Annotated in this window: 13 protein-coding genes; 11 read left to right on the top strand and 2 right to left on the bottom strand. The window is 38.6% G+C overall.

What is annotated here, in order from left to right; translation table 11 throughout:
* Window positions 1–89: 89 nt before the first annotated feature.
* The gene (gene hldE / locus BI291_RS15805) at window positions 90–1,517 is read right to left on the bottom strand and encodes a bifunctional D-glycero-beta-D-manno-heptose-7-phosphate kinase/D-glycero-beta-D-manno-heptose 1-phosphate adenylyltransferase HldE (RefSeq protein WP_074499869.1); all 1,428 of its coding nucleotides are present in this window, start codon (window positions 1,515–1,517) and stop codon (window positions 90–92) included.
* Window positions 1,518–1,585: 68 nt separating this feature from the next.
* On the opposite strand from hldE, the gene lpxL reads away from it, so the two are divergent.
* Together lpxL and BI291_RS15795 are read left to right on the top strand one after the other, a co-directional pair.
* On the top strand, window positions 1,586–2,524 hold the full coding sequence (gene lpxL, locus BI291_RS15800; protein WP_074499867.1) for an LpxL/LpxP family Kdo(2)-lipid IV(A) lauroyl/palmitoleoyl acyltransferase: 939 nt from the start codon (window positions 1,586–1,588) through the stop codon (window positions 2,522–2,524).
* A 60-nt stretch (window positions 2,525–2,584) separates the two neighbouring features.
* A complete protein-coding gene (locus tag BI291_RS15795; RefSeq protein ID WP_074499864.1) occupies window positions 2,585–3,241 on the top strand; it encodes a TcpQ domain-containing protein in 657 nt (218 codons plus the stop codon).
* 24 nt (window positions 3,242–3,265) lie between these two features.
* On the opposite strand, the gene glnE is transcribed toward BI291_RS15795, so the two are convergent.
* A complete protein-coding gene (gene glnE, locus BI291_RS15790; protein WP_074499861.1) occupies window positions 3,266–6,166 on the bottom strand; it encodes a bifunctional [glutamate--ammonia ligase]-adenylyl-L-tyrosine phosphorylase/[glutamate--ammonia-ligase] adenylyltransferase in 2,901 nt (966 codons plus the stop codon).
* Window positions 6,167–6,278: 112 nt separating this feature from the next.
* On the opposite strand from glnE, the gene BI291_RS15785 reads away from it, so the two are divergent.
* The 9 genes from BI291_RS15785 to BI291_RS15745 all read left to right on the top strand — a co-directional run bounded on the left by BI291_RS15785 (window position 6,279) and on the right by BI291_RS15745 (window position 13,103).
* Window positions 6,279–7,265: a hypothetical protein gene (locus tag BI291_RS15785; RefSeq protein WP_074499858.1), complete on the top strand. Its 987-nt coding sequence runs from the start codon at window positions 6,279–6,281 to the stop codon at window positions 7,263–7,265.
* 24 nt (window positions 7,266–7,289) lie between these two features.
* On the top strand, window positions 7,290–8,192 hold the full coding sequence (locus BI291_RS15780; protein ID WP_074499855.1) for a DUF350 domain-containing protein: 903 nt from the start codon (window positions 7,290–7,292) through the stop codon (window positions 8,190–8,192).
* Between the two features lie 4 nt (window positions 8,193–8,196).
* Window positions 8,197–9,909 (top strand): polyamine aminopropyltransferase, encoded by a 1,713-nt coding sequence (locus BI291_RS15775; RefSeq protein WP_074499853.1) that lies wholly within the window; start codon window positions 8,197–8,199, stop codon window positions 9,907–9,909.
* A 122-nt stretch (window positions 9,910–10,031) separates the two neighbouring features.
* Entirely contained in the window at window positions 10,032–10,445 is a 414-nt protein-coding gene (locus tag BI291_RS15770) for a YjfI family protein (RefSeq protein ID WP_074499850.1), read from the top strand.
* 24 nt (window positions 10,446–10,469) lie between these two features.
* Complete coding sequence (locus BI291_RS15765) at window positions 10,470–11,159, top strand: PspA/IM30 family protein (RefSeq protein WP_074499848.1); 690 nt, start codon at window positions 10,470–10,472, stop codon at window positions 11,157–11,159.
* 61 nt (window positions 11,160–11,220) lie between these two features.
* A complete protein-coding gene (locus BI291_RS15760; protein WP_074499845.1) occupies window positions 11,221–11,862 on the top strand; it encodes a hypothetical protein in 642 nt (213 codons plus the stop codon).
* On the top strand, window positions 11,863–12,192 hold the full coding sequence (locus BI291_RS15755) for a hypothetical protein (RefSeq protein ID WP_074499843.1): 330 nt from the start codon (window positions 11,863–11,865) through the stop codon (window positions 12,190–12,192).
* A 166-nt stretch (window positions 12,193–12,358) separates the two neighbouring features.
* Window positions 12,359–12,853 carry a potassium channel family protein gene (locus tag BI291_RS15750; RefSeq protein ID WP_074499840.1) on the top strand — a complete coding sequence of 165 codons (495 nt, stop codon included), beginning with the start codon at window positions 12,359–12,361 and terminating at the stop codon, window positions 12,851–12,853.
* 10 nt (window positions 12,854–12,863) lie between these two features.
* Window positions 12,864–13,103, top strand: a complete 240-nt coding sequence (locus BI291_RS15745) for a hypothetical protein (protein ID WP_074499837.1) — start codon at window positions 12,864–12,866, stop codon at window positions 13,101–13,103.
* Window positions 13,104–13,123 lie beyond the last annotated feature (20 nt).

Genomic DNA, 13,123 nt, shown 5'->3' with positions numbered 1-13,123 from the left:
TGGAGTAGAATAACTACACGGCGCAAGTGTTGCCTTGTATAAATACCAAACAAATTGCGGCAAAAGTAAACATGAAAGATCAACACGCTCTAGTCTTCTAAACGGATAGTATTTATTATTTCAGTAGTAGAAATACCTTGTTCGAAATTAAGCACTTTTACTTGCCCACCTGCGGCAATAACGTCTTCACCTCCGGCTATTTCTTCTACTTTATAATCTCCACCTTTCACCAAGATATCCGGCAAAATATTTGCAATCAGCCTTTGTGGTGTATCTTCAGAAAATAGTACAACCCAATCAACTGACGCTAAACCTGATAAAACCGCCATTCTTCGGTCAACGGGGTTTACCGGCCGACCTTCACCTTTTAAACGTTTTACCGAACTGTCATCATTCACTGCAACAATGAGTCTTTCGCCTAATTCAGCTGCATAGGTTAAATATGAAACATGGCCAGCGTGCAGTAAATCAAAACAGCCATTGGTCATCACAATTTTTTCACCACGGGCTTTAGCCAACTCTACGGCTATTTTTAACTGACCTTCAGTGACAACACCAAAACCGCTTTCTTGACCAGATAAAACTGCATTTAATAATTCAGCTTCACTTACGGTGGAAGTTCCCAACTTGCCAACAACAATACCTGCAGCAATATTAGCTAGTGCACTCGCTTGGGGTAAATCAGCATCAGCAGCTAGTGCCAGCGCTAACGTTGCTATTACAGTATCACCTGCGCCAGTTACGTCATAAACCTCTTTCGCCTGAGTAGGTAAATGAAATTCTTCATGGTTTTGACGGAGTAATGTCATGCCGTGTTCACTGCGTGTGACTAACATAGCATCTAGATTTAACGATTGTAGTAAGGTTTGTCCTTTAGCAACAATGTCAGCTTCATCTATACAAGTACCTACAATCGCTTCAAATTCAGCCATGTTAGGTGTAAGCATGGTTGCACCTTGGTATTTGGTAAAATCAGTACCTTTAGGGTCAACCACAACAGGAACATTGTGTTTTTTTGCCACAGCAATAAGGTGTTCCACACCACTTAATGTACCTTTGGCATAATCTGAAAGTAGTAAGACATCATGTTCAGCAATAACGGCTTCAACGTGTTGTAATAACCTCGTTTTATCAACAGCGGCCAGTGACTGTTCAAAATCTAATCGCATTAATTGCTGATTTCGGCTCATCACACGCAACTTAGTAATAGTAGGTATGCTGGCATCTTTAGCAAAAAAACAGTCTATATTCATTGCCGATAAGCGCGTTTCAATAGATTGCGCTGCTTCATCTTGCCCTGTAACTCCCATAAGAGAGACTTTACCGCCCATTGATGCAATATTCAGTGCCACATTAGCTGCACCGCCAGGTCTGTCTTCATCTTGATTAATATTAACAACAGGAACTGGAGCCTCAGGCGAAATACGCTGTGTAGGCCCATACCAATAGCGATCAAGCATAACATCGCCAACAACTAAAACACGTGCTTTGTTAAAAGCGGGAATATCTACTTTCATCCTGCATTCCATAACAGATATAATATCTATAGTGTATCATATCAAATTAAATGAGTTGACCTCTTACCGTGAGTAAAAACAAAGTTTTACAACCCAATTTTAAGTTAGCGTTTTTCCTGCCGAAGTATTGGCTCACTTGGCTTGGCGTGATTATTCTATATAGCATCTCTTGGCTTCCTTACCGAGTACAATTAGTACTAGGGCGCGGTATCGGCAAACTGTTATTTAAAATTGGTGGTAAGCGACGCAATGTTGCTAAACGCAATATACAATTGTGCTTTCCTGACATGCCTGAAGAGAAAGTCAACTCACTTTTACGTAAGAACTTTGAAAATACGGGTATTGCTTTGCTTGAAACAGGCATGGGTTGGTGGTGGCCTGACTGGCGAGTAAAGCGAAAAGTACAAGTGAAAGGGCTTGAGCATCTTGCACAAGCACACCAACAAGGTAAAGGTGTGTTATTATTGGCTATGCATTATTTAAGTGCAGAGATAAATTGTCGAGGTATTGGCACTGGGCACCCTATGGTGGTGTTTTATCGCCCGCATAACAATCCTCTCATGGAATTTTTTCAGTATCATGGTCGCGGTCGTTCAAACAAATACATGCTAGGAAAACGTGATGTTAAGGGGTTACTAAAAGCGCTTAACGATGGTGAAACATGTGTTTATTTGCCGGATCAAGATTATGGAAGAAAACGTAGTTTATTTGTACCTCTTTTTGCCGTACCTGATGCTGCTACAACCACAGGCACACTTATTTTTGCGCGCAATAAAAACACGCAATCTCATATGTTAATACCCACTCGGAATGAGGATGGCAGCGGTTACACCATTGAAATTTCACCTCAGCTAGAAAACTTTCCAACAAGTGATGATAGAGCTGACGTTATTCGCATAAACCAGGAACTTGAAAAAGCAATAATGCAAAAACCGGAACAGTACATGTGGTTACATCGTAGATTTAAAACCCGCCCTGACGAAAACGCCCCATCATTGTATAAGTAGCAGATTTTTATTATGTTATTATAATTAAGATGAATTTATTAAAAAGTTGACGGCACGTTTATGATGTTTTGGCTAAAGAATATTGTGTTTGCACTACTGCTGATCGGGTTGGCATATTACTTAATTGCCAATCAGGAAGCCCTGTTTTCACAAAACGATGAACAAGAAATCATTTCAAACGAAAGTGCTATTGTAGAAAAACCTAAAATTTCAAAAAAAGAAACAAACCCCGCAGCTGAAGGTTTATCACGTTTTTACGCTAACTTAAGGGGCTCAGAAGATGAAGATGAGCCTCGGGTAAGAAACAATATTGTCTACTTGCCCCCCCATAAAGGCGATATTGTAGAAATTTTAGAAGCAAAGCGTTTAGTGACTCGCCCGTTAAGAAAAAACTGGAAAAGCACTAAGTTAAACAGACCATTTCGACCTGAACATACATTACATCAGAAGTTAAGTGAATATGCTAAAGCAGAGGGCCTTGAAGTTATTTGGTGGCTTGATAAAGATTTCATAATAAAAGACCCTTTTCGTATCGATAAAGATATTGTAGATACTGCCTACCAAGTAGGTTTAGCAATCAATGGTCATTTCCAAGACGGTTTATCTACTTACTTTTGTTATCAACACCGAACATTAGTATTAATTGAAAAGCATAAATCTTACTTAGATGAAGAGTGTGTAAAATTACCGAGAAAAAGTCGATCTCGTAGTTTTTAAGTACAAATAATTTTCACACACTTTTTATTTACTTCCCGAAGGTGGCTCTCGAAAAAACTGGTTGATGATAGTAATAATTGGCTGTGTTAATGCGTCAAATTTTTGCTTTGGTAATTTATTCTCTTCTTGCTGTAAGCTAGTTTTATGACCAAAATCTCGTAATTGACAATAACACTCTGCTAATGCTTGTTGTTGTACTTTCTCAATCACTTTATATTTTGATAACGCTTTAAATATACGCAAGTTATCAGAAAAGTAACAAATCTCTGGAAATTGACTCCCATGACTTAGTACAAGGTACTGTGCTAAAAACTCAATATCAACTAGCCCTCCTTTTCCTTGCTTTATATCTACAACAGTATCATCTGACTTATCAAGATGATTTCTCATTTTTTCGCGCATGTTAATAACATCTTGTTTTAACGTTGCTAATTCGCGTTTTTTTGCTAACACTGAACAGCGTATTTTATTGAATTGTGAGGCTATTTTCTCATCCCCGTAGACGACCCTTGCTCTGACCAAAGCTTGATGTTCCCATGTCCAAGCTTCATCATGTTGATATTGTGCAAAGGTAGGCAAACTAACCACTAATACACCTGAATTCCCAGAAGGCCGCAAACGCATATCTAATTCATATAATATGCCTGATGCCGTACGGGTATTAAAGATATGCATCATTCGTTGCGCAACTTTCGCATAAAACTGGCCAGCAGCAACTTGCTTAACACCATTAGTCATATCATTAATGTCATGATTGTGCACAAAAACTAGGTCGAGATCAGAGCTATAGCTAAGTTCAATTCCTCCAACTTTACCATAACCGATAACAGCGAAACCTTTGTTATTATCAGGCAATGCTGAGGGCACGCCATATTTTTCTGCAGTTTGTTGCCACGCCATATTAATCACTTCGGCAATGACCGCTTCAGCGAGTGCCGTTAGATGATCACTGACTTTAGTCACAGGTAATACATCAGCTATATCAGCTGCGGCAATTCGCAATTGTTGTGCTTGCTTGAATTGGCGTAATGATTCCATTTGTGCTTCTAAATCATCTTCAGGAATACGTAACAGTTGTTGTCGTAATTCATTTGCGTAGCTATCGAGCGTTGGTGGATTATGCAATAATTTTGGATCGATAAGCTCATCTAAAATAATAGGATACTTCGCAATATGCTCTGCCATCCAATGGCTAGCATGGCAAAGCTTTACAAGGTGTTTAAGTGCACCAACATTTTCAAATAATAATTCTAAATAAGCTGTTCGTGTGGCAATTTTTGCTAATATCCACATTACACGTTCTATACACCGTTCATTAGCTTGAAAGTCAGAGATTTTGGTTAATAGTTGTGGCATCAATTTATCGAGAACTTGACGCCCCCTACTCCCTATTGAACGACGATCGATATCACGCTTAAAATCAATTAATAACTGATACACTTTTTCGCCATGCCACTCTTTTTCATGATTAGAAATCCAGTCAATTGTTTCTTCTTTTGACCAGTCCCCATCCCATAAGTCAGCCCAATGATCATCAATATCTTGCTGACTCGGACTTTCTTCACCGATCAACAATGTAAACTCTTGATGAACGGCTGCCATTAATTTATGTGTGTATGCTAAAAACTGTGGCCAACTTGGAAAAACATCATCACCTAATACATGTAATAACCTACTTTGATCGAGTGATGAATCAGGAAGGGTTTGCGTTTGCTCATCATGTAATGCTTGTACAATGTTTTCCACTCGGCGTAAAAAGCGATATGCTTTCTCTAGCACTTGTTTACTATGTTCAGAAATTTCCTCATGATTGACTAATTCAGGTAGTACAGATAGCAAGTTGCGTTGTTGTAATGCTTTTGTCCGCCCGCCACGAATCAGTTGAAATACTTGCACAATAAATTCAATTTCACGAATGCCACCAGCACCTAATTTAATGTTGTTATTAAGTTGTTTACGTCTTACTTCTTGAGCAATCATCATCTTCATACGGCGAAGACTATCAATAACGCTAAAATCAATATAACGGCGATAAACAAACGGGCGAAGCATGCTACTTAACGTACCATGGTATTTACCTTCACCAATTAAGCGCGCTTTTAACATCGCATAGCGCTCCCAATCTCGCCCTTGTTCTTGATAATAGTCTTCCATGGCATTAAAACTAAGCACTAAGGGACCACTGTCACCAAAAGGACGTAGGCGCATATCAACGCGGTAAACAAAGCCATCGGCTGTTTTTTGATTTAACGCGGTAATGAGCTTTTGCCCCAAACGCGTAAAAAAATTGTGATTGTCGACCGACTTTCGGCCGCCTTGCGTTTCCCCCGCTTCGGGATAAACGAAAATAAGATCAATATCTGATGAAAAATTTAGTTCTCTACCGCCTAATTTTCCCATGCCATACACGAGTAGTGGCTGTAATTCTCCTTTGCGATTAAGGGGCTTACCGAGCGTTTTATAACAGGCATGAGAGAGCCAATTTAATGCAGATAAAATCAAGCTATCCGCTAACGCAGACAATCTAGAAAGCGACTCATCCAGTGATATATCCAAAATCATATCAGCAAAGGCAATTGCAACCATTTCCCGCATGCGAAACTGTCGCAACATATGATGTAATATTTCTTCACTGTCACAACTAGCTAATCGTTCATTTAGCATATCCTGATAATTAGGCTTTGTAGCTTGGTAGATATCATCTGATGCAAACAAAGCGGTGATCACTTCGGGTGCTTGTAATGCGGAACAATAAATAAAGTCACTTAAGGCAATAGCTTGTTTGAAGTCAGCAACACGTTGTGGTGCCACCTTAGTTGAAAATTCCGTTGCTATTTCGGGGTATTGTTCACAAAATTGCTGCCAGTTGCTGTTTTGTTGTGTTAACAAAACAGGTAAAAGAGGTTTGCGAAATTCTTTATTCAACACTATCACCTATCGTATAAACTTGTATAATGCTAGTTAACAAAATATCAATAGACATATTATGTCAACAATGCTATTAATGAATGATAATCATAGCATTTTTGAGGGAACTATGGCAGAAATGCACCAGTTAACAAAATCGCTAATCATCGTTATTCTATTGCTGCTAATAGGATGCTCTGATCCATATATTGACAAAATAGCGCAACAAACGCCATTAACCGAGCAGAGAATCACACAGCTTGGTGATGCGCTGGCCTCTGGTAATGTGCGCAATGCAACACTAATCAAACAGTATGCAGAGCAATTGATTGAGAGTAAACCGCAATTGCGCCCTGTTGTTGAAGAGTTTTTGAAAGATTCAACGACACAAAGCCCTATGTATAAAGCACTTGTAGATCGATTAAACACCGTAAAACAGCAACCGCAAATGTTTGCCAGTAATGAAGCTGCATTCGCAGAGTTACTCAACATTTATCAAGCAGCAGACCCTACGCTATATTCTGACGCATTAAGTGATCCTCTCAATGTGTTAGCAGACATGTCAGATGGCGCGTTACCACGTGTTAATGCACTAAGTAAATCACAAAGTTTGCAAGCAAATAAAGCACAGGACTTCGGTGTAGGTGAGCAATTAGTCGGTAATCCCAATTATGGCCAATGGCAAACAAACAGCAGCGGTATGTCATTTTGGGCATGGTACGGTGTTTATTCTATGATGGATAACATGTTTGGTTATAATCGCAAACGTTACTATCACCAATGGGGTAAAGGCCGCAATTATAGTTACTACCATGATTATGGTCGTACACGCTATAGTTCGCCCACGCAGCTTCGTAAACAATCACAGTTAGAAACACGTACGCGAAAGTCGTTTAGCAATAAAGGCCAACGATTTACCAGTCCTTATAGTAAAAATAAATCTGGTGCTTCAGCATTATCTGGTCAAAGCAGAAGTGCGCAATCAAGCGCTAATAAATTTGCAAAAAGCAATCGCGCAAAAAGCAGTTATGCGAAAAAATCTTCGAGCTACAGCAAGAATGCCAGTTTTAGAAATAGTGCCAACACTACATCTCGTAGTTTTCGTCGCGGAAAATAAGAGCAACAAACGCAAGGAATTAATATGAATACCTTACTTGAAAATATTGGCCTCAATGCAGACCTGCTAATCTATCTTGCGATTGATATATCTATTGCAATTCTTTTACTTGGTTTTATGAAGTTTATTTCTGGTATTTCTGCCCAAGTAAATGCAACAGATGAGCTTTCAAAAGAAGATAACTTTGCTTTTGGTATCAGTGTCGCTGGCAGTGTCGCTGCATTAGGCATTGTTTTAACCGGAGCCATTACAGGCGAAAATGCAGAAAGCTATGCGATGGAAGCAATTGGAATGCTTTCTTATGGTTTATTAGGGTTAATTTTAATTAAAATCGGCCGAGTGATTCACGATCGTTTAGCGCTCAACCAAATCAACAAAACAGAACAAATTAAAGCACGTAACGTAACTGTGGGTATTGTTGATGCTGCTGGTGCAATAGCAACAGCCATTATTATTCGCGCAGTATTGCTTTGGGTACATGGATTAGATGCCAGTACTTTTATTGCTATCGTATCAGGCTTTGTAGTATCTCAAGCAATGCTAGTTCTTGTAACACGCATAAAAGAAAAGCAGTACGCAAAAAATAACCAACGAGATAGCATGCAAGAAGCTTTTGCAAACGGCCAAGACGCGTTAGCCATCCGTTATGCCGGCCAAGTTATTAGTACAGCTTTAGCAGTAACAGCAGCGAGTTACTTTTTAGTTTACAGCCCAGACACCCTGTTTGAAACATTAGTGGGTTGGTTTGTATTCAGTATACTCATGACCTTATTGGTGGCGTTATTAACCGCTATTGCTAAACGATTAATACTATGGGGAATTAACTTAGTTGAAGAAGTAGACCAACAGCATAATATTGGCGTAGCAAGCGTTGAAATGGCGATCAGTATTTCTATCGCGTTAATCTTAACGGCATTAATGGCGTAAAACGTTGCCCAGATTTTTTAAAAATCGGCTATTTTGGTACGATGTATTATTAATACTTTCCATGGCTGTGCTTGCCGGCTGTGGTTTAATATACGAATATTTACTTTCTCATTATGCTGGGCGTGTGCTCGGTATAATGGAAAGCGCTATTTACGCCATGATCGGCTTAATGATTGTCGCCATGGGTTTAGGCGCTTTCGCTGCACGTAAAATTTCTTGTGCATTTAATGGTATTGTTTGGCTTGAGTTGCTAGTTGCGGTTATAGGGTCTACGGCAATTTTAATCATTGCAGGCCTAATTGCTATTACGCAGTTACTGCCACAAATAATCAGTGATACCTTTGCACTACCGCCTGATGTTTTCCCTCGTGGCGGCTTTATCAAACAATTCACTTGGTTAGCATTAAATAGTCCATATTTTTTCGGCTTAATGTTGGGCTTTTTCATTGGCATGGAAATTCCACTAATAGCTAAGATCCGTGAAGCATTACACGAAAAGCATTTAAAAAATAACCTAGGTACCATTTATGGTGCAGATTATATAGGTGCTGGCATTGGTGCGGCTATCTGGGTGATTTTTTTACTTACCATTGATATCAGCAAAGCAAGTGCATTAACTGCTGGGCTTAATTTAATAGCAGGCTTTGTGTTTATCTTTGCTTTCTGGCAACACCTTCATTGGCGAAAGCTACTAATTGTTTTACACACCGTGATGTTTATCGGCTTGCTGTTTATTTATCAACAAGGTAATCAATGGCTTAATACCATGAGTAACCTATTATATTTAGACAAAGTGATTTACACTGAGAAGACACGTTACCAACAACTAACTTTCACAGAACGCCAATTAGGTAACGATCGCCCCTCCATTTTAAATTTTTATCTCAATGGTCGTTTACAATTTTCGTCTGCGGATGAGCATATTTACCACAGCTATTTAGTAACTCCTGCCTTAGCAGGATCAGCAAGACATGATGATGTGTTAATTATTGGCGGTGGTGACGGTTTAGCATTACGAGATGTTTTAGCTTGGTCACCTGAAAAAGTAACACTAATAGATCTAGACGAACAACTGGTTAATATTTTCAAACACCCAGAAAACCACGTCAATTCGACTTTATCAACGAAAATACGTCAACTTAATCAGAGTAGTTTACAAGACAAGCGAGTAACGCTCATTCATCAGGATGCTTTTCTTGCCATTGATAACTTTCTTTCGATGGCCCGAACTTTCGATAGTATTATTGTCGACTTACCAGATCCTAATCACCCCGATCTAAATAAGCTCTATTCAGTTAGTTTTTATGCAAAGCTTAAACAATTACTATCAGGTGATGGCCTTATTTCCGTGCAATCAACCAGTCCATATCATGCTAAAGACGCTTTTATCGCGATTGGTAAAACAATCAATGCTGCAGGATTTAACCATGTTGAGCAATTCCACGATAATGTACCTAGCTTCGGCGAGTGGGGCTGGACTATCGCATCAAAAAATGGAGCTAGCCCTAAAACTAGACTTTCAGCGTTAACTTCAATACCTATCAAACAGACTTGGTTAACTCTGCCTATGTTGCTTGGCGCTTTTGAGTTTTCGACTGATTTTTATCAGACTCAAAAAAATATCCCCATAAATTATTTAGGCAGTCATACTATTTATCAACTGCACCAACAAGCTTGGCGTGAACAACAAGGATTAAATAGTGCTTATAATCAATAATAAATTAATGACAACAATACATTTGACATATTATGTCACGATGTTACATTTAGCACATCGACATAATATGTCGTAGATAAATTCGATAACATGTTATCGAGCTTTTAGAGATGAGGAATCAAATGAATATTCACAAAATAGCGAATCACTTGAATGCATTAGCAGATGACTCAGAAACAGGAATGGTATTTGATTGCCAACCTATTTCAGGTGAAGTTGATGTATTGCAGATCACTGTAATTGGACGTGAAGAATTACCTATTTTTGTTTCGGTGACAGATGATCAAATTCTATGCATTACCTACCTTTGGGGTGAAGATGAAGTAAAGCAAGATACCCGAGCAGATATGCATGAAGCCATGTTAGAAATGAACATACCTATGCCACTTTCTTCATTTTCTAAAGTGGGTGATAAATATGTAATTTTTGGTGCCTTATCAATTAATTCACCTTATAGCGATGTTGAACACGAGCTTGCTGTATTAAGTAATAATGCCGTCGAAGTTATCGACGACATGAGTGACTTTTTATTATAACCACCCTATTACTGGAGTAATATTATGAGCATTTTTAAAAAAGTTATGACTGCGATCCGTGGTGGTGCCACTGAAGTTGGCGAAGCCGTGGTAGACGCAAACGCAACGCGCATTTTCGAACAAGAAATTCGTGATGCGGAAAACCATTTAACCAAAGCTAAACGTGATTTAACTGGTGTTATGGCACAACAAATGGCTTCAAGTAGAGAAGTTGACCGTATCAAGCGTGAAATTACTGAGCATGAAGGCTACGCAGTGCAAGCACTTGAAAAAGACGATGAGGCCTTAGCACTTGCAGTTGCTGAAAAAATCTCAGCCCTAGAAACTGAACTTAGCGCTCAACAGCAGTCTTTAGATAGCTTTGAAACGAATGCCAATAGATTAAAAGAATTGGTGAAGAAAAGTGAGCGTCAGGTGCAAGAGCACAAACGTCAATTATCAATGGTAAAAACCACAGAAAGCGTGCAAAAAGCAACGTCTGCAATTACTGATAACTTTTCATCAAGCAACTCTAAATTGCTAAGCGCTAAAGATTCTTTAGAGCGGATCAAAGCAAAGCAACAGAAGTTTGATGATCGACTAAAAGCTGCTGAAGTATTAGAGTCAGAAAATGCCGATAATTCATTAGAGGCTAAGTTAAAGGCAGCAGGCATTGGCGAGCAAGAAAAAAGCGCAAATTCTGTCCTTGAACGCTTAAAAGCAAAACAGAAATAGTCAAACTTTAACCCTTTGGCCACTTGTCTCCCAACCAAGTGGCCTTTTTTTGGTATTAAAAATGAGCTTATTTAAAAATATTTTTAGCAAAGACAAACCGGCTCCAAGAAAAATTACTCAGGTAAATGATTTAATTACTGGAGATATTATTCAATTAACTGACAGTTTTGCTCTGCCAGAAATATTACGTGAACAACAATTTGAAGTATCAGCCGTTAATAGTTACGAATTCGAGCACCAAACTGAAACAGAGTGGGTACTCACGGGTAATAGTGATCATCAATTGTTTTTATCGCTAGATATAGACGATGTAGTTTACTTAAAGTTTGCCATAAAAATTGAACATAATGATGTAGAAACATTATTTGATCTTGACCAGTTTTCACTCTTATTTGAAGAGCCTGGCAATGCTACGCTTGATAGAATAGCTGATAACGACAATACTTCTCAATGGAGTGATCAACAATACCATCAACGAATTTTTGCACAAATAGGTTATTTTCATCGTAAAGATCATCGTTCTGAATCACTTTCACCTTTTGAAGGTAAAGAAGCTGGTGAGCAATTAGAGCGCTACCAATTACTTAATCAAGATGAAGATAAAGGCATTGAAGCAGAAGTTTGGACAGACGGCGACACAGATATCTTCTTAACCTTATATCGTCCGACAACAGATATTATCGATATGTATCCAGGAAGCTAAATTGTGAGTAGAAAAATCCCTGAAAAATGGCAATCTTCTGTCAAAGCAGCAAAAGCAACCCAAGTCGCTTTTGATCTTGACGAGCGATTTCAAATGCATATTCGTCGAGAGGCACTAGAATCGGGCTTAAGTCCTTCTGATAGAATTCGAGAAATTTTGGGGTTACCTGTTAACAAGCGACCTAAACGTCCCCGTCTTACCGTGAGCCTTTCTGGTGAAGATTATCAAGCACTTGCTGAAAAATATGGTTTAGATGCAAGCCAGCAACTTGAAATTAAACGAAAATTAATGGAAGATTTAGTTATTCATGTGGATAAAGAACAACAATAGGCACTGTATATGTGTGCCGTACTCGATATTTCAATTGATAATTTACAAAAAATGAAAGTAACTTCTGCACGTTTCACTTTTATCTTCCTGCAGTATCCTATTCAATTAGTTAATGCTTTATCCTCGATTGTAACTAAAACTTTCACATTACAAGGACGATAAACACATGTCTTCTGTCTTTCAAATCACTTCAAGTAAAAGCAAACTATATTCTGTTGATGAATTTGGCGTAGTTAATTATAAAACGCGGTATGTTGCTATGTTATGTATTTTATCTATGGCAACATTAATTTTACTATTAGGCTGTATTACTTATTATGCTGAAGTTGGCACTGAAGGTGCTACCATTCAAAGCTTTGGCGATGCCTTATGGCTGATGATTATGTCTAGCACTACTATTGGCTTTGGCTCGCAGTACCCCGTTACCATTATTGGTCGCGTTATGGTCACCATGATGTTCATCACTGGTGTTGGTATCATTGGCGGCTTAGGTGCATTGGTCGCATCAAAATTGCTCGGTTTTTCAGATACTAATGTAAAAAATCGTGAATTACGGAAACAAAATGCCGAAATTTTAGCGATGAATAAAAAGCTAGAACAAAAATTAGACTTGCTTGTAGAAAAGATTGAACCTATGGTAAGTAACAATAAGAATGATTAAGGAAGTGAAAATGAAAACAACGATATTTACTGGCTTGACCGCCATCGTTTTATTTACTGGTTGTGCAAGCTCGAACAATCTTGAGCAACAAGTTAGTACGTTATCAAACAAAGTAGATAAGCTGACAACTGAAGTGAGTAAACTAAAAGAGCAACATCAGAAAACGGAAAGTAAACTGACCCAATTACAAAATGCTAACAAGCAAACCACTCAAAAATTACATAACATTTCTTCAAGTTTTAAAAAATAATCACATTACAAACTCGTTGA

It is taken from the genome of Thalassotalea sp. PP2-459 (assembly GCF_001913705.1).
In the GTDB taxonomy this organism is placed as follows: domain Bacteria; phylum Pseudomonadota; class Gammaproteobacteria; order Enterobacterales; family Alteromonadaceae; genus Thalassotalea_C; species Thalassotalea_C hakodatensis.
This window is presented reverse-complemented; position numbering and strand designations above follow the sequence as displayed.

Bases quoted from the DNA above. Each gene is read 5' to 3' on its own strand.
- hldE (WP_074499869.1), bottom strand. From the start codon at position 1,517: ATGAAAGTAGATATTCCCGCTTTTAACAAAGCACGTGTTTTAGTTGTT.
- BI291_RS15795 (WP_074499864.1), top strand. From the start codon at position 2,585: ATGATGTTTTGGCTAAAGAATATTGTGTTTGCACTACTGCTGATCGGG.
- BI291_RS15785 (WP_074499858.1), top strand. From the start codon at position 6,279: ATGGCAGAAATGCACCAGTTAACAAAATCGCTAATCATCGTTATTCTA.
- BI291_RS15780 (WP_074499855.1), top strand. From the start codon at position 7,290: ATGAATACCTTACTTGAAAATATTGGCCTCAATGCAGACCTGCTAATC.
- BI291_RS15770 (WP_074499850.1), top strand. From the start codon at position 10,032: ATGAATATTCACAAAATAGCGAATCACTTGAATGCATTAGCAGATGAC.
- BI291_RS15765 (WP_074499848.1), top strand. From the start codon at position 10,470: ATGAGCATTTTTAAAAAAGTTATGACTGCGATCCGTGGTGGTGCCACT.
- BI291_RS15760 (WP_074499845.1), top strand. From the start codon at position 11,221: ATGAGCTTATTTAAAAATATTTTTAGCAAAGACAAACCGGCTCCAAGA.
- BI291_RS15750 (WP_074499840.1), top strand. From the start codon at position 12,359: ATGTCTTCTGTCTTTCAAATCACTTCAAGTAAAAGCAAACTATATTCT.
- BI291_RS15745 (WP_074499837.1), top strand. From the start codon at position 12,864: ATGAAAACAACGATATTTACTGGCTTGACCGCCATCGTTTTATTTACT.